Origin of the sequence: Actinomyces sp. oral taxon 170 str. F0386 (assembly GCF_000195595.1) — a bacterium.
Classification (GTDB): Bacteria; Actinomycetota; Actinomycetes; order Actinomycetales; family Actinomycetaceae; genus Actinomyces.
The window spans coordinates 47,717-65,473 of the sequence record NZ_GL882519.1 but is presented as its reverse complement, the minus strand read 5'-3'; the positions used below and the strand labels follow the sequence as shown (position 1 = coordinate 65,473).

General features: G+C 69.2%; 14 protein-coding genes and 1 riboswitch. Of the genes, 9 read left to right on the top strand and 5 right to left on the bottom strand.

The window, feature by feature from the left end; all coding sequences use genetic code 11:
- Positions 1-89 precede the first annotated feature (89 nt).
- A complete protein-coding gene (locus HMPREF9056_RS03490; protein ID WP_009402827.1) occupies positions 90-1,211 on the bottom strand; it encodes a thiamine ABC transporter substrate binding subunit in 1,122 nt (373 codons plus the stop codon).
- A gap of 53 nt (positions 1,212-1,264) precedes the next feature.
- A riboswitch (TPP riboswitch) is annotated at positions 1,265-1,409 on the bottom strand.
- Positions 1,410-1,643: 234 nt separating this feature from the next.
- Positions 1,644-2,477 (bottom strand): NAD(P)H-binding protein, encoded by an 834-nt coding sequence (locus HMPREF9056_RS03485; RefSeq protein WP_009402824.1) that lies wholly within the window; start codon positions 2,475-2,477, stop codon positions 1,644-1,646.
- A 111-nt stretch (positions 2,478-2,588) separates the two neighbouring features.
- Here HMPREF9056_RS03485 and HMPREF9056_RS03480 point away from each other — a divergent pair, with 111 nt between their 5' ends.
- The 6 genes from HMPREF9056_RS03480 to HMPREF9056_RS03455 all read left to right on the top strand — a co-directional run bounded on the left by HMPREF9056_RS03480 (position 2,589) and on the right by HMPREF9056_RS03455 (position 8,650).
- Positions 2,589-3,035 (top strand): helix-turn-helix domain-containing protein, encoded by a 447-nt coding sequence (locus HMPREF9056_RS03480; RefSeq protein ID WP_034513620.1) that lies wholly within the window; start codon positions 2,589-2,591, stop codon positions 3,033-3,035.
- A 409-nt stretch (positions 3,036-3,444) separates the two neighbouring features.
- Positions 3,445-4,512 carry a YdcF family protein gene (locus HMPREF9056_RS03475; protein WP_009402821.1) on the top strand — a complete coding sequence of 356 codons (1,068 nt, stop codon included), beginning with the start codon at positions 3,445-3,447 and terminating at the stop codon, positions 4,510-4,512.
- 88 nt (positions 4,513-4,600) lie between these two features.
- Positions 4,601-5,035: a TetR/AcrR family transcriptional regulator gene (locus HMPREF9056_RS03470; protein WP_009402820.1), complete on the top strand. Its 435-nt coding sequence runs from the start codon at positions 4,601-4,603 to the stop codon at positions 5,033-5,035.
- 74 nt (positions 5,036-5,109) lie between these two features.
- Positions 5,110-5,475, top strand: a complete 366-nt coding sequence (locus HMPREF9056_RS03465; RefSeq protein WP_009402819.1) for a hypothetical protein — start codon at positions 5,110-5,112, stop codon at positions 5,473-5,475.
- 166 nt (positions 5,476-5,641) lie between these two features.
- Positions 5,642-5,959: a DUF4235 domain-containing protein gene (locus tag HMPREF9056_RS03460; protein WP_009402817.1), complete on the top strand. Its 318-nt coding sequence runs from the start codon at positions 5,642-5,644 to the stop codon at positions 5,957-5,959.
- Between the two features lie 237 nt (positions 5,960-6,196).
- Positions 6,197-8,650, top strand: coding sequence for a (Fe-S)-binding protein (locus HMPREF9056_RS03455; RefSeq protein WP_009402816.1), 2,454 nt, complete (start codon positions 6,197-6,199; stop codon positions 8,648-8,650).
- Positions 8,651-8,765: 115 nt separating this feature from the next.
- Here HMPREF9056_RS03455 and HMPREF9056_RS03450 read toward each other — a convergent pair whose 3' ends face one another.
- Positions 8,766-10,118 (bottom strand): replication-associated recombination protein A, encoded by a 1,353-nt coding sequence (locus tag HMPREF9056_RS03450; RefSeq protein ID WP_034513619.1) that lies wholly within the window; start codon positions 10,116-10,118, stop codon positions 8,766-8,768.
- 147 nt (positions 10,119-10,265) lie between these two features.
- On the opposite strand from HMPREF9056_RS03450, the gene HMPREF9056_RS03445 reads away from it, so the two are divergent.
- Positions 10,266-11,237 carry an SPFH domain-containing protein gene (locus HMPREF9056_RS03445; RefSeq protein ID WP_009402814.1) on the top strand — a complete coding sequence of 324 codons (972 nt, stop codon included), beginning with the start codon at positions 10,266-10,268 and terminating at the stop codon, positions 11,235-11,237.
- Between the two features lie 3 nt (positions 11,238-11,240).
- Positions 11,241-11,510 carry a hypothetical protein gene (locus HMPREF9056_RS03440; protein ID WP_009402813.1) on the top strand — a complete coding sequence of 90 codons (270 nt, stop codon included), beginning with the start codon at positions 11,241-11,243 and terminating at the stop codon, positions 11,508-11,510.
- A gap of 77 nt (positions 11,511-11,587) precedes the next feature.
- On the opposite strand, the gene HMPREF9056_RS03435 is transcribed toward HMPREF9056_RS03440, so the two are convergent.
- Both HMPREF9056_RS03435 and HMPREF9056_RS13410 read right to left on the bottom strand, forming a co-directional pair.
- The gene (locus HMPREF9056_RS03435; RefSeq protein WP_009402812.1) at positions 11,588-12,010 is read right to left on the bottom strand and encodes a hypothetical protein; all 423 of its coding nucleotides are present in this window, start codon (positions 12,008-12,010) and stop codon (positions 11,588-11,590) included.
- Positions 12,011-12,368: 358 nt separating this feature from the next.
- A complete protein-coding gene (locus tag HMPREF9056_RS13410; protein WP_009402810.1) occupies positions 12,369-14,486 on the bottom strand; it encodes a hypothetical protein in 2,118 nt (705 codons plus the stop codon).
- Positions 14,487-14,827: 341 nt separating this feature from the next.
- Here HMPREF9056_RS13410 and pulA point away from each other — a divergent pair, with 341 nt between their 5' ends.
- On the top strand, positions 14,828-17,752 hold the full coding sequence (pulA, locus tag HMPREF9056_RS03430) for a pullulanase-type alpha-1,6-glucosidase (protein ID WP_009402809.1): 2,925 nt from the start codon (positions 14,828-14,830) through the stop codon (positions 17,750-17,752).
- The last annotated feature ends 5 nt before the right edge of the window (positions 17,753-17,757 follow it).

Genomic DNA, 17,757 nt, shown 5'->3' with positions numbered 1-17,757 from the left:
AGCCGCCCCGGCCGGCTCCGCGGACCGGGGGGCTCCGGCGCCGGCTGGCGCGACGACGTCGGCCCCGGGGGTCTCCTCGGGCGGCGCGGTCACTTGCCGACGGCTCCGGTCCAGGTGTTGAGCCACTCCTCGCGGTGGGCGGTGATCTCCTTGGGCTCCACGCTCACCGGCGCGCTCGACAGCGGCCCGAACTTCGTGAGGGCCTCGGGCAGGGCGGCGTCGGGCAGGACCGGGTACATATACATCTGGCCGGGGATGTCCTCCTGGACGGCCTTGGAGAGCATCCACTCCACGAAGGCCTTGCCGCCCTCGGGGTTGGCTGCGCCCTTGAGGACCCCGGCGTACTCGACCTGGCGGAAGGCGGTGTCTAGCAGGGCGGAGGTTGAGCTGGAGGCGCCGTCGTCGGAGACCGTGAAGGACGGCGAGGAGGCGTAGGAGACGACGATGGGGTAGGTGCCCTTGCCGCCGCCGGAGAAGTCGGTCTCGTAGGCGGATGTCCAGTCCTCGGCGATCCGGAGGTCGTTGGAGACGAGCTGCTTCCAGTAGTCGGCGAAGGAGCCGGCGCCGAAGTGGCCGATGGTGGCCAGCAGCCAGGCCATGCCGGGCGAGGAGTTCGTGGGGTTGATGGCCACGAGCAGCCCTTTGTACTCGGGCTTGGTGAGGTCCTCGAAGGTGGCCGGGGGCGTGAGACCCTTGCCGGTGAAGTAGCCGGTGTCGATGTTGAGGCAGACGTCGCCGACGTCGATGGGTGCGAGGGCCGGGGTGTCGGCGACGACGTAGCCCTCGGCGTCCTGGGGCAGGGTGACGGTGGCGGAGGTGTCGATGACGCCCTGGTCGAGGGCGCGGGAGGCGTAGGTGTTGTCGATGCCGAAGACGGCGTCGCCCAGAGGCGCGTCCTTGGTCAGGACGAGCTTGTTGACCAGCGCGCCGGCGTCACCGGAGGTGGCGACCTTGAGGGTGTAGCCGGTCTCGGAGGTGAAGGCCTTCATGAGGTCCTCCGAGACGTGGAAGGAGTCGTGGGTGACGACGGTGACGGTCTTGGAGTCCGTCTTCTTGCTCTTGCCGCAGGCGGCCAGGCTCAGGCCGACGGCGCCGGCGGCGGTTCCGGCGAGCAGGGCGCGGCGGCTGAGGGCCGGTCGGGGCCGGTCGGGCTGCGGCGCTCGGGCGGGCGAGGCCGGTGGGGCTGGGTGGCGGGTGGACTGGATGCTCATGCGTGCCTCCTGGATGGTTCTCCGGAGGGCCCGGCGGCTACCTGCGGCGCACCGGGGAGATGGTCTCGACTTCCTTCGCCGGTGCTAACCGGAGCAGGTTCGAGGGTCTGCGGGTGTCCGCACTCTCAGCGCCGTCGGCGTCGGCCCACCGGCCAGTCGCGGCCGGGTCGACGACGGGGCGCTCCCCTGTCGTTGCAGGTCAACTGTAGTTCGACACCGCCCGCCGACACCAACTTCCGCACTCCTGCTCCGACTTCGCACCTCACGCGGCGCCGGCAGTGCGGCCACGGCGCCTCGGCCTTCCGCGCGTTCGTAGGGTAGGTCGTCGGTTCGTACCCTCTACCCCTCGAACACGCGACATAAGGTACGACCGCGCGGGCCTGACAGCCGGCAAACTTCCGGAGCCATCCCATCCACTGAAGCCCACCGACCTTATGTCTTATGACGCTGGGGTCGGGCGACCATGACCTCGGCCGCGACGGCGAGCGGGTCCGTGGGTGCCCCGCCGAGCAGACTCGGGAGGTCGTCACCTGTTCCGGCCAGGAACCCGTGCCTGATGACGCTGGCGATCGAGAGCATCAGGGACTGGCGGAAGACCGGCATCCCACCCCCGGCGAGCAGCTGCCGGTACTCGCCCAGGCCGATGTCCCTCACCTCGCAGCCCAGGCGGCCTGCGACGTCGGCAGCGGACACCGCACGACTTCCCACCAGCTCATAGACCCTCTCCTTGTGCCCGCCCGGGTCGCTGAGGACCGAGGCGGCCGCGCGGGCCAGGTCTTGCCGTGCCACCGCGGCGACGGCCCCGTCACCCAGAGGCGACACGATCCTCGCCGGCTCCTCTTGCTGTCTCTCCCACGAGAGCGGGGCGCCGAGAATCTCGGCGTAGACGCCGTTGCGCAGAATGGTCCATGTCATGCCGCCGGCCATGATGATTCGCTCGGTGACCCGGTGCGGCAGCGCCATTGACAGGTGGTCGCCCGCGCCGGTGAGGCTCGTGTAGACGAGATGGGAGACGCCATCGCGCGCCGCGATCTCAACGGCGGCGCGGTTGAAGGCGACCTGCCGGTCGTCCTCCTGCGCCCCGGCGGGCACCAGCAGCAGGGTGTCGACGCCGTTGAAGTCCAGGCTGTCCGGGACGCTGAAGTCAACATGCCGTTGCCCCGCCGACGGCGTGCGGCTGCCGCCCACCGCCGGAATGCCGCGAGCGTGAAGCTCCGCCAGGACGGCTGAGGAGAACCGTCCGCTCGCACCGGTCACCATGATCATGAGTAGGCTCCTTCAGACTCAACCGCGCTCCGGAAACCAGCTCCCGCGGCCACCGAACCTTCTGCGCATGAGCCTGAGGCATCGTGCACGCACCTACAAGGAGGCAGTTTCTTGTCACCGACGCACAGCGATGTGACCACCGGCGATTCCGATCCGGCGCCTCTGGAGCACTGCACCCGGGCGCACCGTGAGGATCCCGGCATCCGGGCGGTCCACGACCGACTGGGAGACAAGTGGTCCCTGCTGGTCATCGTGGAGCTGACGCGTGGTCCGCTGCGTTTCCGTCAACTGCAGCGCGCCGTCGGCGGCATCTCCCAGCGCATGCTCACCCTGACGGTGCGGCGTCTGGAGCGCGACGGGCTGGTGCACCGCACGGTCTACCCCACGGTTCCCGCCCAGGTCGACTACCGGCTCACCGAGATGGGGACGAGCCTGACGCATCTGCTGGGATCTCTGGCCGACTGGTCCTTGGCTCACCGGGAGGACATCGCCCAGGCCCAGGCCGACTACGACCGCACCCACCCGGGCAGGCCCGTGCGTGAGAGACCGCGTCAGTAGGCGGTTCGTCGCCTCGCCCGCCGGGGTCCTGCACGGCCGGGGACGCTCGACGCGTGCGGGTGCAGGAAAACGTCCCCGGGGGAAGCGTCCCCACGGAAGGGTGCTGAACCTACCGACGCATCCTCTTCAGCCGGCCGCTCCGGCCACCTCACCCCAGGGAGGAGCCAGGGCGCAACCCGTCATCCGAAGGATGGAGAGCACGACGCCACGAAATCGTCCCGACGGCGCTCACACTCACCCACCACCGCCTCCTAACTTCATCACATGAGCGCAGGGCGGCACCCGCCGGCTCCGGATCTATGATGAGCGCCGGCTCGTCGGCCCCACCACCTCGCCCCCTGCCGGGAAGAACTCTCCTTCTCGGCGGCCAAGAAAATCCCAACCACCGTGCACCACGAGAGGAGCCCCTATGAGCACCCCCTGGTTCCTCCCCGCTCCGCTGATCGATATCGCCGCCCTCGCGCTGTGGTGGGTGCTCCTGGCGATCTCGCGACGCCGCGACAACCGCCGGCTGCGCAACGGAATCCTGTTCCTGCTCCTGGTCTGCTCCGCCTTGAGAGCACTGCTCCACCTGACCTCTCTCATCCCCGCCCTCAAGGTCCCGGTGGGACTGGGCAGCGTCGCCTTCTTCCTGCTCATCGCCCTCATGCCGTTCCTGCTCATGTTCAACGGCGTCGTCCTCATCCGCCGCGAGGGCCGGCGCCTGAGCAACCTGCTGTGCCTGGCGGCCGGTCTGGCTCTCATCGCCACGCCGGTGGCCGCCGTCGTCCTGGTGGCCACCGTCAACCCGTGGGCCCTCTTGCTCGCCGCCCTCATGTTCTGCGCCTGCGCCTACCTGGGCGTCTTCCTCCTCATCCTCCTGGCACAGACGGTGGTGCAGCGGATCTGGGGCGGACGCCGGACCGTGCCGCACCCCGACGTCGTCGTGGTCCACGGCGCCGGGCTCATCAACGGGCGGGTCGGACCGCTGCTGGGCTCGCGGATCACGGGCGGCATCAAGGCCTGGCACGACGAGGACGCCCTGCGCCCAGGCGTACCACTGCTGGTCATGAGCGGCGGACAGGGCCCCGACGAGCCGGTCAGCGAGGCGCGCGCCATGGCCGACTACGCGATCGCCCGCGGCATCCCGTCCGGGCAGATCCTCCTGGAGGACCGCTCGACGACGACCCGTACGAATATCACCTGCACCCGTGACCTCCTGGCCGAGCACGGCATGGTCGACCCGCAGGTGCTACTGGTGACGAGCTCCTTCCACGCGGTGCGCACCGCGATCCTGGCCTCCGACATGGGGGTGCCGTGGGCGGTGGCACCATCGCGCACGGCCTGGTTCTACATCGTCAATGCCTGGCTGCGCGAGTACATCGCCGTCCTGACCTACCGGCGCCGCCCCGCCCTGGTCTGCGCCGCCGTCGCCGGTGTCTTCGCCGTGCTGTACGCGCTGCTGGCCCTCGGCGCCCAGACGGGGCTCATCGGCTGAGTGGAGCCGCATCCCGTAGCATCCTTCGGCCACACATTTCAGAACAAATGTTCTTGACTGATCGTTCCAGAACGTCTATTCTGAATTCATGGGACGACGACGAACCTTCATCGAGAACGAGGCCATCGACTCTGCCACGGCGGTCTTCGCCGAGCATGGCTTCGCCGGCACCTCCGTGGACGACCTGGTGCGGGCCACCGGCGTCAACCGCGCCAGCCTCTACGGGGTCTTCGGCTCCAAGGACGGACTCTTCCAGCGCTGCCTCACCAACACGCTGACCGCTCTGATCCCCGGGGCCACCCGGAGCGAATCCGCCGACGCCGCAGGGGCGGGCCGTGACGAGCTCGACCTGGTCCTTGTGGCGCTCATGGAGCTCGCCCCCTGGGACCCGGCCGTGCGCGACGCCCTCGTCACCACCCTGCACCAGGCGGGCGTCACCGCCGAGGCGCTCGGCCGACGCCTGCTGGAGCGAGCCGGCGCTACGGCGTCGGACTCAACGGCACCAGTCTCGCCGCCGGCATAGCCTGCACCGACCCCGCCAGCACCAGCCAGAAGCATTACCTCCCCACCGACCTGCCCACGAAAGGAACAGACGTCATGAGCCGCAACACCGTCACCATCACCGATACCTCCCTGAGCGTCGAGCCGCACGGGCTGGACAAGATCTGGTCCTTCACCTCCCGGCTGGAGTTCCCGCTCGCGCACGTGCGCGGCGCCACCCACGACCCCGGCCTGCGCCACGAGCCCAAGGGTTGGCGCGGCCCCGGCCTGCGGCAGGGCGGCAAGCTCGCCGGAACCTTCCACGCCAACGGAACAGCGCAGTTCTGGAACATCTCCGGCTACGAGAACACGCTGGTCATCACCCTGGAGGACGAGCGCTTCACGCACCTCTACCTCACGGTCGACAATCCCGCCGGCCTGGCCGCCGAGATCAACGCCGCCATCCGCCCCGCCCGGACGTGAGCCCGTCGCCTCGTCCAGGCGGGCCGTCGGCGCCACGCGGGCGGGCACTGGCTGCGCCGTCGGCGCAGGTGCGGCATGATCAGGACGGAACGGGCCGACGCCGTCGGTCCACCACGAGCACGCAGGCACCTACGCACACCGCCCGACCGGGGCGCAAGGAGGACTCATGAGCGCACAGGACCCCGCCCAGATCGACCAGACCACCGACTTCATGTGGAAGGCGACAGCGGCCGTGGCCACGCTCGCCTCCGGATTCGTGGCCGAGAAGGTCGTGGCTCTCGGCTGGCGGGCGATCACCGGTAAGCGCGCCCCGCGCGAGGAGGACCAGCTCCTCAACTACAAGCTGGCCGAGGTCGTCACCTTCGCCGTCATCTCCGGGGCCACCATCACCCTGGTGCGCGAGCTCGGGCTGCGCCAGGCCGCCAAGTGGTACAGCGCCCGCCGCCCTGACTCCCCTTACGCGCTGCGCGCCATCGGCAGCTGACCACCACGCCTTGAGGGTGTGCCGACCCCATTCCGGGGTCGGCACACCCCTATTTTCGGCTGGCTCGTCGCCGGCTACGGCGTCCCGACCCGCCCTTCGACCACAGCTCCTCACCGACCCACGGGTAGGCTGACGGGAGCGCCAACGGTGTGCCGCGCAGGCGACCCTCCGGGGCGCCGTCGGCCCATCCCCAGCGCTTCCGCCCTGACCTTCGGAAACCTGAGGAAACCCGCCCCGATGAGTGCCGTGCAGATTGTCTGTGTCGTCATCGTCGTCATCGCCACGACGATCGGTATCGCAGTTTTCGCACGCGCATGTTGCACTATTGCCGCCCGCATGGCCGTGGGCCGCGCGGCCGCGCCGGAGCGTCTTCGCCCGGTCGGCAAGCGCCTGGCGCTCACGCTGGGCGCGCTCGTGGGCCACACCGCCTTCAAGGGCCGCCCCTTCGTCAAGGCCGCCCACTGGCTGGTCATGGTCTCCTTCCCCCTGCTGTTCCTCACGCTCGTGGCCGGCTACGGGCAGGTGCTGGGCGGTCCCGACTTCGCGCTGCCGCTCATCGGCCACGCCGCCTGGTGGGCCTGGGTCGTCGAGCTCATCGCATGGCTGTCCACCTTCGGGATCGTGGGTTTGACGATCCTGCGCTGGCGCCTGACCCGGGGCGGTCGGGCCGCCCCGCCCTACGCCCCCGACTCCGACGCCGGCAGACGCCCGCGCACCTCGCGCTTCGCCGGGTCGACGTCGGCCCAGGCGAAGTTCGTCGAGGCCACCATCATCGGCGTGGTCGCCTGCGTGCTGGCCCTGCGGATGCTGGAGCACGCCCACCTGGCCGCCTCTCCCGACCCGGCGCAGCAGGCCCTGTCCTCCTGGACGCACTTCCCCCTGACGGCCTGGACCGGCCCGCTCCTCAGCCCCCTGAGCGCCGGCGCCCTGGGGAACGCGATTCTCGTCGTCGCCACCATCAAGGTGGTGCTGTCGATGAGCTGGTTCGTCGTCGTGGGCCTGCAGCCCTCGATGGGTGTGGCCTGGCACCGGTTCCTGGCGATCCTCAACGTCTACGCGCGCCGCGAGGTGGACGGCTCCAAGGCGCTGGGTCCGCTCCAGCCGCTCATGATCGGCGACGAGCCACTGACCGAGGCCACCATGGACACGCTGGAGGAGGCCATGGAGGCCGCCGACTCCGGCGAGGGACCCGAGGTGCGCCTGGGTGTGGGCCGCGTCGAGGACTTCACCTGGAAGGGTCTGCTGGACTTCTCCACCTGCACCGAGTGCGGCCGCTGCCAGGACCTGTGCCCGGCGTGGAACACCGGCAAGCCCCTGTCCCCCAAGCTGTTCGTCATGGCGCTGCGCGACCACCACGCGGCGGCCGCTCCTTACCTGCGGGCCGCCGGTGCGCTGGGCGTCAAACCCGACGACGTCTCCGAGGAGATGGCGGCCTCTCGCCCCACCTCCGGCGGGATAGTCGGCAAGGCGCTGGGCATGCACGACGGCCTGGCGCGCGAGACCAACCTGGGCCTGGAGCCGGGGACCGCCCACACCGGCGACGTGCTCGGCGCGCTGCTGGAGGCCAAGGCGGCCCCCACCGAGACGGGCGTGGCCACGCGGCCGGCACCCCTGGCCGGGGAGGTCATTCCCGCCGACGTCCTGTGGGCCTGCACCACCTGCGGGGCCTGTGTGGACCAGTGCCCGGTGGACATCGAGCACGTGGACCACGTCGTCGACGTGCGCCGCCAGCAGGTGCTCATGGAGTCCGCCTTCCCCAAGGAGCTCGGCGGCATGTTCCGCAAGATGGAGTCCAAGGGGAACCCGTGGGGCCTGCCTGCGCGTAAGCGCATGGACTGGGCCAAGAATCTGGACTTCGAGGTGCCGGTCATCGGCGACGACGTCGAGAGCGCCGCGGACGTCGACTACCTGTTCTGGGTGGGCTGCGCCGGCGCCTACGAGGACCGGGCCAAGAAGACGACGCGAGCAGTGGCCGAGCTGTTGCACACCGCGGGGGTGAGCTTCGCGGTCCTGGGCGACGCCGAGACCTGCACCGGCGACCCGGCCCGGCGCGCCGGCAACGAGATCCTCTACCAGATGCTCGCCGCGCAGAACGTGGAAACCTTGAACGAGGCCGGGGCCCAGAGGATCGTGGTGACCTGTGCGCACTGCTTCAACACGATCTCACGGGAGTACCCGCAGATCGGGGGCCGCTACGAGGTCCTTCACTACACACAGCTGCTGAACCGCTTCGTACGCGAGGGCCGGCTGCGCCCCCTGCCGCCGAAGGCCGAGACCCCGGCGGAGTCATCGAGCCAGGAGACAGCCGACAAGGCGGCGAGCGCGCCGAGTGTCCCGACTGTCACCTACCACGACGCCTGCTACCTGGGCCGCCACAACCAGGTCTACTCCCCGCCGCGCGAGCTGCTGGAGGCGACTGGCGCAACCACGGTGGAGATGCCGCGCAGCCACGACCGGGGCTTCTGCTGCGGGGGCGGCGGGGCGCGCGCCTTCATGGAGGAGACGATCGGGACGCGGATCGCCGTGGAGCGCTCGCGCGAGGCCATCGGCACCGGCGCGCAGGTCATCGCCACCGCCTGCCCCTTCTGCACCACGATGCTCTCCGACGGTGTTGCCTCCGAGGGCGCGGATGTGCGGGTCACCGACGTCGCCACGCTCATGCTGGAAGCCGTCCGACGCGACGGGGAGTAGTCGCTCCGCTCCATCCCACCCCGCCGAGCCGGGCATTCTTCACGTAGCCGGGCAGAATTTCTGTAGGGCTACGCGAAGAATGCCCGGCTCGATGCCAGGGCTCGGCGTCGAGAGGTCAGCGCTTACGCGCCCGCAGGCCCTGCCAGTGCTCCAGCCGCTCACGGATGCGGCGCTCGTGGCCGTTGGCCGTGGGCTCGTAGAGGGGCTGCCGCTCGACGCCGTCGGGCAGGTAGTCCGCGCCGGAGAAGCCGTCGGCCGTGTCCGGGTCGTACTCGTAGCCCTCGCCGTAACCGAGCTCCTTCATGAGACGGGTGGGGGCGTTGAGGATGTGGGCCGGCGGCATGAGCGAACCGGTCTCGCGCGCCAGGCGCGCCGCCCGGCCGTAGCCGCGGTAGACGGCGATCGACTTGGGTGCTGTGGCCAGGTAGACGACCGCCTGCGCGATGGCGAGCTCTCCCTCGGGTGAGCCCAGGCGCTCGTAGGCGTCCCAGGCCACCAGCGTCGTCTGGAGAGCGGCCGGGTCGGCCATGCCGACGTCCTCGCTGGCGAATCGCACCAGCCTGCGCGCCACGTAGAGCGGGTCCTCGCCCCCGCCCAGCATGCGCGCCAACCAGTACAGGGCGGCATCCGGATCGGAGCCGCGCATCGACTTGTGCAGGGCGGAGATGAGGTTGTAGTGCTCCTCGCGGGACTTGTCGTACAGGGGCGCCCGGGAGGCGACGACGGCGTGCAGCCCCTCGATGTCGAGCGACTCCGGGCCGCCCGCACCCTGGGCGGCGAGGACCTGCTCAACCATGCCCAGCAGGTAGCGACCGTCGCCGTCGGCCATGGACAGCAGGGCGGTGCGGGCCTCCTCGGTCAGGGCCAGGCTGCGGCCCGTCAGGGACTCGGCGCGCGCCAGCAGCTCGGTCAGGGCGACCTCGTCCAGGCGGCGCAGGACCATGACCTGGCAGCGCGACAGGAGGGCGCCGTTCAGCTCGAAGCTCGGGTTCTCGGTGGTCGCGCCGACCAGGACGACCGTCCCGTCCTCGACATAGGGCAGGAAGGAGTCCTGCTGGGCGCGGTTGAAGCGGTGGATCTCGTCGACGAACAGGAGCGTGCCCTGCCCGATCTCGCGGCGGCGAGCAGCAGCGGCGAAGACCTTGCGCAGGTCGGCCACCCCGGAGAAGGTCGCCGAGACCTGCTCGAAGACCAGGCCGGTGCGGTCGGCCAGGAGTCGGGCGACCGTCGTCTTGCCGCAACCCGGCGGGCCCCACAGGACGATGGAGGACAGGCGGCCGGAGGCGACCATGCGGCCCAGCGGGGCGCCGGGGGCGAGCAGCTGGTCCTGGCCGACGACATCGTCGAGCGCTCGTGGGCGCAGCCGGTCGGCCAGCGGGCGGGACGGGTCGTCGACGGGGCCGGAGCCGTCGGGGCCGGCGGCGTCGAACAGTGAGGGCGAGTCCGGTTCGGGCGCGTAACGAGCCATGCCCCGAGCGTAGGACCTGGCGGTGACATCAATACCGGCCGCCCGCCTGTCCGACTCCTCCGACCCGCACCACCCCACTCGATCCACCGGCGTCGCTTGCACCTCTCCAAAAAATAGATATCATTTTGCTGACTCAAGGAGGTTCTCATGCCCACGTCCCCCGTTTCCACCGACGCCTCGGACCAACCCATCAACGCCCCCGAGCACGCCTCCAGCCGCGTCGACATCACGGAGAAGCCGGCCCGAGCCGCGGGCTCCGGCCCCGCCTTCCTCGCCCTGCTCCTCATCCTGGCGCTCACCGCCGGATCGATCACCCTCCTCATCGTCGGCGGCGTCGCCGCCGACGCGGGCGAGCCGGGAGCCGTACTACGCATCGTCGCCGGGAGCGTCGGGCTCCTCATCGCCCTTCCGCTGTTCAGCAGCTTCACCGTCGTGGTGCCCGGAGAGACCAGCGTCCGTCAGTTCCTCGGCCGCTACATCGGCACCGTGCGTCACACGGGCCTCGCGCTCGTCCCGCCACTGACCGCCGGCCGGAAGGTCTCCATCAAGGTCCACAACTTCGAGACCAACGAGCTCAAGGTCAACGACCTGGACGGCAACCCCGTCAACATCGCCGCCATCGTCGTGTGGCAGGTGGCCGACACCGCCCGCGCCGTCTTCGCCGTCGAGGCCTACGAGGAGTTCATCAAGGCCCAGGCCGAGTCCGCGCTGCGCCACGTGGCCACCACCCACCCCTACGACGGGCCGGGCCCGGGCGAGACCTCGCTGCGCGGAGGCACGGACCTCGTCTCCGCCGAGCTGGCGGCCGAGGTCGCGGCCCGGGTGGCGCTGGCAGGCCTGGAGATCGTCGAGGTGCGCATCTCCTCGCTGGCCTACGCCCCCGAGATCGCCCAGGCGATGCTCCAGCGCCAGCAGGCCGGCGCCGTCATCGCGGCCCGCGAGCAGATCGTCGAGGGCGCCGTCACCATGGTCGACCAGGCCCTCAAGCGTCTCGAGGCGGACGACATCGTCACCATGGACGAGGAGCGCCGCGCCCAGATGGTCTCCAACCTCCTGGTGGTGCTCTGCTCCGACCAGCGCACCCAGCCCGTCGTCAACACCGGCTCCCTCTACGCTTGAGCCGTGGCCGGTAAAGAGCGCAAGCAGGTCCTGCTCCGGCTGGACCCCGCCGTCCACTCGGCCATCGCCAAGTGGGCGGCGGACGACCTGCGCTCGGTCAACGCCCAGATCGAGGTCCTGCTGCGCCGCGCGCTCGACGACGCCGGGCGCGGCGTCAAGGCCGCCCCCATGCGCGGACGGGGCCGGCCGCGCAAGGACGGCGGGGAGGGCGGCAGCAAGAGCCGCACCACCGAGCCGACCGATGACCTCGGCCCTGCTGGGAACAGCGAGTAGGCAACGTGGCCCGCTGCAGCTGAGACTCGACGGTCCGGCCCGGCCTGCCCCACGTTCTGGGTGGGCCGGCCCTGCGCCTACGCGCGGCGCGACCGGTCCGGCGCCCGCAGAAGGGGCGCCAGCGCGGCCGCCATGACCAGGGTGCCGGCGCGGTTCTTGAGGAAGTCCTCCCACCAGCCATCCGCCGGCCAGGAGTAGCCCAGGACCAGGATGAAGGCGAAGAACCCCAGCGCCGCCAGGACTGCCATCCTTCGTGCGCACCCGCGGGCGAGCAGCCCGAGACCGACCGCGACCTCGAAGGCGGCCGCCGCCGGGCTCAACCAGCCGATGTTCGCCATGACGAAGCCCCACCACAGCTCCGCGAGCCAGGGCCACAGGGCCGTGTCGGCGAAGGGCGCGTAGCTGTGCGGCGAGAAGAGCCCGAAGTAGATGTGGATCAGCGCCCCACCCAGAAAGGCGACGGCGAAAACCACCCGCACCACCGCGCAGTACCGACTCATGGCACCGTCACCGACTCCCACTGCCAGAAATCGGCCCACCCCGACGGCAGCTGCTCGCCTCAGGCTGACGCGCGTGCCGCCACGTCCTTGATCTCCAGTTCACGGCCCCGCCACCTCACTCTCCTTCCGGCAACCATGCGTCAATCGGAACTGATGCACGTGCTGCGTCAGAAACCTGCGCGCACGCTTTCAGCGTCATCTCCGCAACTCGCCGACGCGAATGAGCCCGTCGAAGACCTCAGTCAGGAAGGAGATGGGCTGCTCGATCCAGTAGTGGCGCAATCGGCGTCCGATCTCGGGGTCGCAGCACTGGCTGACGATGAACAGACGCCACCCTACACTCCGCCTTGAGACGTCGCTATCGAGGAGCCTTTCTGGCAGTGATCGCCTTGCCCACAGCTGTGGATTCGATGGAGACGATGACGCCGCCCGGGCACAGTGCTACAGGATTGCCCTCGGAGCTGAACTGCGGCAGCGAGATACTGACCCACGGAGGTTCGGGACGGCTGCCACTGCGACCAGCAACCGCATCATGCTGACGAGCCGCATCATTCTGTTCAACGACGAGATCGTCATAGATTCCAGCGCGAAGGCCATCATCCACGCGCGCCGAGAATAAAGCAGTATCCACCGCCCCTGAGTATGAGACCCCTGGCGCACGACCACCACTGAAGACGGTACGGTATGTTCCAGCCGGATCGATGGCCGCCACCTTTCCCGAACGAGTATCGAAGACATTTAACTCTAACGGGTGACCATAGCTCCCAGCATCACCATCAACATAGTCCTGAACGCTCCAGGTGGACACAGCCTGAGCGCTGGCCTCAATACCCACGATGCGCCAGCTACTCGACTCTCCTTTGTTGTTGAGGGACACGGTTCTGCCGGTGTCGATATTTTGAATCGCCTTTGCATAGTCATCATTGACAACCCAACCGCCAACATTGATAACTTGCCCATCAACCACCCTGGCCGTAATGCTGTCATGCTGACCGTCATACCTCCATTGCTCGGACCCAGTTTCACGAAAATATCGATCAGACAGAGGTTCCGTAATTACCGAGGAGGATGTCTCCAGATTCTGATACTTGTCCCGAGTAAGAACCGCGGAATGACCTCCGGGCCCCGGGATCACAGTCTTCTCATCATCCAACGGCGAGAGCTCACGACCGCTGGAAATATCGTAGACCCGACGGTTGATGACAGCCGTGGAATCGGTCAGCTGCACGGTCGGCGCCGATCCGGCGACTTGAGTGTCAAGGGCGATGCGGCCGGTGTCCGTATTGAGGACCACGATACGCGTGAGGTCTTCCAGAGGCGAGATACCACCAGCACTGTCTTCTGGCGTGACGTCGAAAGCATAGGCAAGCCATGCCCCATTGGGCGACGTGAAGGCAGACTCCCCAGCATAGACATCCACACCTCTCAGCAATCCGATGACGTTCTTATCGGAAGACCCCTCCAGATCAGCAGCGGCAAAGGACCATGTAACCTCACCTGTCGAGGAATCCAAGCCGTAGACACCACGGCTGGTGATGACAGCCGCACCACGCACTCCAGCAAGAATCTGGTCCACATCCGCTTCACCGAAACCGAACGGGACCTCCCAGAGCGGGGCAGCAGCCGTCGACTGCTCCCGGCCGGCCGCCGTCGCCATCTCCTCCACAGTCGGATAACCATCATGACTGGATAGGGCGCTGGTTGTGATTCGGGTAAACGGATCAATGCGTTTGCTGATAACTGTCGGAGCCGTGACAGCGAGCGCCGTAGCGGTCGCAGCACCAACGACCCCCAGCCCGAGACGCAGCGCATACTCGTTCATACGCCTCCAGCCAGCACCCTCTGCAGTCTCCTCGCGCCGAGATTCCCTGGGAAACGGGAGCCTGGACAGCAGCCTGGCCAGGTCATCACTCATGGCGATGTCCTGGTCCGCGTCGTCGTTGGCTTCAGAGGAGGAAGAACTGCCCCGGCTCTCTGGGGCCGACAAGGATGCACGACCACATACACGCCCTGCAATATTGGCGAGGACGGCAATAGCAAAACAGACCCATGCGGTAATCAATCGGCCAATATAGTCAGGCATAGCCGCACCTGACTCATTGATGTTGGAAACGCCTGACCTGAGGAGGGGATAGGCAAAGAAGGAAGTGAGAGCGAGAATAATGGCCGCACCCCAGAAGCTACCAGCAGTCATCCGGCGAGATGGACGTATCACCCAGCCGGCACACAAGACGACCACCGCAATCAGTACCGCCCAGATGCACCACGACTCATCACTCACGGGCAACGGCGAGCGCAAGGCACCAACGAACCCCCTGAGCGTCAGAACGAGGGCCGCAATCCCCGCCGCCAGGCTGGCCCCAATGAGAAGGCTGAAGACCATCCATTGACGCCGTAACCGCCGTCGGGAGTCCACGACAGACGAATCTGATTGCTCATCAGGGCCATCGAACTGTGACGTCTCCTCATCGCTCATAGCGCCAGTCTCATTTTCTCGAGGCAGGGCGGACAATGGGGAGTGCGAACCACTCGGTCAGCTACAGGAACATTCCACGAGGTCAGGGACTTTTTGCACGGACGGAGACATCCCACGCGTGCGGGGACGGGATTCCTGCCCCCAACGGCGTCGAACGTCCCCGCCCGGAGCCGCAGGCCGGTCAGGACAGCTCCCACCATCGGGATGACAGCGGCCCATGGCCCAGGGGAGACTACGAGGTGAACGGGACCACTCGCGGCCCCCGCCCCACGAGGCCGCACGCGACACGACCGGCAGGACCGGCGGCGCCCCTGGGCGTCTCCGTTCAGGAGGACACCACCATGACCTTCACCTACTCGATCACCTGCACACTCGACGCCGCCGCGGCCTTCCCACCTGTGGCGGGCAGCGAGGAGCAGCGCGCCTACTGGGTCACCCCCACTCTTCTGGCGTGGCCACTGTCCCTGCTGCCCCGGGGTATGGACCGCGGAGTCGTCGTCACCGACGCCGGCGAGCCCGTCCCCGGCTCCGGCCTCGCCCTGCGTCTCATCACAGCGCCCGACGGCGGCGCGGCGGCCGTCCACGGCCGGATCCTGGGCGCGGACGACACGCCCGCCCCGACAATCACGCCCCTGCGCATCGTCGGGAACCTGCCCGGCGACATCCTGACCACGCACCCCCACCTGGAGGGCTACATCGCCCTGAGCACGACCGACGTCGCCGGCACCCCCCTGCTCGGCGACGACGCCGTCGCCTCCGCCCTGACCGGCCAGATCGCGATCGCCCAGTACGTCGGGGTCCCGGACCCCACCGAGGCCGCCGACGTCGGCGGCGCCCGCCTCGACGCCTTCACCGGGGTGCAGACCGCCATCCTCCTGGACCGCCTCTACGCCGAGGCCGCCACCCGCGCCGAGCTGGGCGTCACCTTCTCAGGTGGCCGTCCCTCCTTCGCCCTGTGGGCGCCCACCGCGCAAGCCGTGACCCTCCTGACATGGGAGACCGGCGACCCTCTGGGCTCGGTACCGGATGTCCCCGGACCACCGAGACGCACCCCGGCGGTCCGCCACGACGACGGCCGCTGGGTCATCGACAGCCGTCCCGATCCGCCGGCCGCCACCGGTGCGAGCGAGGCCGGCGGCGCTCCCGATCAGAACCAGCCCGGCTCCCCCATAACGGCCGGCTGCCAGTACCTGTGGGAGGTGCGGGTCTACGTGCCCTCCACCTTGCAGGTGGAGACCAATATCGTCACCGACCCCTACTCGGTGGCGCTGACGACCGACTCAACCCGCTCGGTCGCCGTCGATCTGGCCGACCCGCATCTGTCCCCCGAGCAGTGGGCTGAGACCCCTGCGCCCGCGGTCCGCAACGACTCGGCCCGCAGCATCTACGAGCTCCACCTGCGGGACTTCTCCGCCGCCGACGAGACCGTCCCACCCGAGCTGCGCGGCACCTACCGGGCCTTCACCGTGGCCGGCTCCGCGGGCGTGCGCCATCTGGCCGAGCTGGCGCAGGCCGGCATGAACACGATCCACCTGCTGCCCACCTTCGACATCGCCACCATCCCCGAGCACCGCGGCTCCCAGCGTTCCCCGCGCATCCCCGCCGGGGCGCACCCGGCCTCAGCCGATCAGCAGGCGGCCGTCGCGGAGGTGGCCGACGACGACGCCTACAACTGGGGCTACGACCCCCTCCACTGGGGCGCACCCGAGGGCTCCTACGCGACCGAGGGCCACCAGGACGGCGGGGCGCGCGTCGTCGAGTTCCGCGAGATGGTGGGGGCTCTGCACGACCTGGGCCTCCAGGTGGTCCTCGACCAGGTCTACAACCACACGGCCGCCTGCGGGCAGGACCCACGCAGCGTCCTGGACCAGGTGGTTCCCGGCTACTACCACCGGCTCGACGCCGTCGGGCGGGTGACGTCCTCGACCTGCTGCGCCAACACGGCCACGGAGCACGCCCTGTGCGAGCGCCTCATGGTCGACTCGGTGGTGCGCTGGGTGCGCTGGTACCGGGTCGACGGCTTCCGCTTCGATCTCATGGGCCACCACCCGCGCACCGTCATGGAGCACGTACGGGCGGCCCTGGACGAGCTGACCATGGAGGCCGACGGCGTCGACGGCCGCTCGGTCTACCTCTACGGGGAGGGCTGGAACTTCGGTGAGGTCGCGGGCAACGCCCTGTTCGTGCAGGCAACCCAGGGCCAGCTCGACGGCACCGGGATCGGCGCCTTCAACGACCGCCTGCGCGACGCCGTCCACGGCGGGGGCGCCTTCGACCCCGACCATCGCATCTTCCAGGGTTTCGGCACCGGCCTGCTCACCCAGCCCAGCGGCCTGGACCACCGCACCTGGAACGAGCAGTCGGCGGACCTGGCCCACCGCACCGACCTGGTGCGCCTGGGCCTGGCGGGCAACCTCAAGGACTACGTCATGACGATCTCGGACGGGACGGTACGCCGCGGGATCGACCTCATCCACAACGGGGCGCCGGCGGCCTTCGCCTCCCACCCCCAGGAGAACGTCAACTACGTCGACGCCCACGACAACGAGACGCTCTATGACCTGCTGGCCTACAAGCTTCCTCAGGGCATGCCGGTGGCCGAGCGGGTGCGGATGAACACGGTGTGCCTGGCCACGGTGACGCTGGCGCAGTCGCCGGCCTTCTGGAGCGCGGGCACCGAGCTGCTGCGCAGCAAGTCCCTGGACCGGGACTCCTACAACTCCGGGGACTGGTTCAACGCCATTGACTTCACGGGGCAGTTCAACGGCTTCGGGCGGGGCCTGCCACCGGCCAGCCGCAACGAGGGCTCCTGGGCGATCCAGGGGCCGCTGCTGCAGGACGACTGGCTGCGGCCCTCGCCCGAGGAGATCGCGGCGGCCCGTTCCCAGGCCCTGGACCTGCTGCGGCTGCGCGCCTCGACGCCGCTGTTCAGCCTGGGCTCCGCCCGCCTCATTCAGGACAAGCTGAGCTTCCCGGGGGCGGGCTTCGGCGCGCCGGCGGGGGTGATCGTCATGCTCATCGACGACACCCGGGGCGGACGGGACGTGGACCCCGAGCTCGACGCCGTCCTGGTGGTCTTCAACGCCTCGGGGCAGGTGCTCACCCAGTCGCTGCCCGAGCTGGCTGGCCGGGACCTCCGCCTCTCCCCCATCCAGGCTGAGGGCGCCGACGAGGTGGTGCGCCGCACCGGCTTCGACCGCGCCAGCGGCACGATCTCGGTTCCGGCACGCACCGTGGCCGTCCTGATACAGCGGCAGACGGCCTGAGCGCT

Excerpts from the sequence above, each read along its gene's own strand:
- pulA (WP_009402809.1), top strand. The coding sequence starts at position 14,828 with ATGACCTTCACCTACTCGATCACCTGCACACTCGACGCCGCCGCGGCC.
- HMPREF9056_RS03455 (WP_009402816.1), top strand. The coding sequence starts at position 6,197 with ATGAGTGCCGTGCAGATTGTCTGTGTCGTCATCGTCGTCATCGCCACG.
- HMPREF9056_RS03475 (WP_009402821.1), top strand. The coding sequence starts at position 3,445 with ATGAGCACCCCCTGGTTCCTCCCCGCTCCGCTGATCGATATCGCCGCC.
- HMPREF9056_RS03490 (WP_009402827.1), bottom strand. The coding sequence starts at position 1,211 with ATGAGCATCCAGTCCACCCGCCACCCAGCCCCACCGGCCTCGCCCGCC.
- HMPREF9056_RS03465 (WP_009402819.1), top strand. The coding sequence starts at position 5,110 with ATGAGCCGCAACACCGTCACCATCACCGATACCTCCCTGAGCGTCGAG.
- HMPREF9056_RS03460 (WP_009402817.1), top strand. The coding sequence starts at position 5,642 with ATGAGCGCACAGGACCCCGCCCAGATCGACCAGACCACCGACTTCATG.
- HMPREF9056_RS03485 (WP_009402824.1), bottom strand. The coding sequence starts at position 2,477 with ATGATCATGGTGACCGGTGCGAGCGGACGGTTCTCCTCAGCCGTCCTG.
- HMPREF9056_RS03435 (WP_009402812.1), bottom strand. The coding sequence starts at position 12,010 with ATGAGTCGGTACTGCGCGGTGGTGCGGGTGGTTTTCGCCGTCGCCTTT.
- HMPREF9056_RS03445 (WP_009402814.1), top strand. The coding sequence starts at position 10,266 with ATGCCCACGTCCCCCGTTTCCACCGACGCCTCGGACCAACCCATCAAC.
- HMPREF9056_RS03450 (WP_034513619.1), bottom strand. The coding sequence starts at position 10,118 with ATGGCTCGTTACGCGCCCGAACCGGACTCGCCCTCACTGTTCGACGCC.
- HMPREF9056_RS03470 (WP_009402820.1), top strand. The coding sequence starts at position 4,601 with ATGGGACGACGACGAACCTTCATCGAGAACGAGGCCATCGACTCTGCC.
- HMPREF9056_RS13410 (WP_009402810.1), bottom strand. The coding sequence starts at position 14,486 with ATGAGCGATGAGGAGACGTCACAGTTCGATGGCCCTGATGAGCAATCA.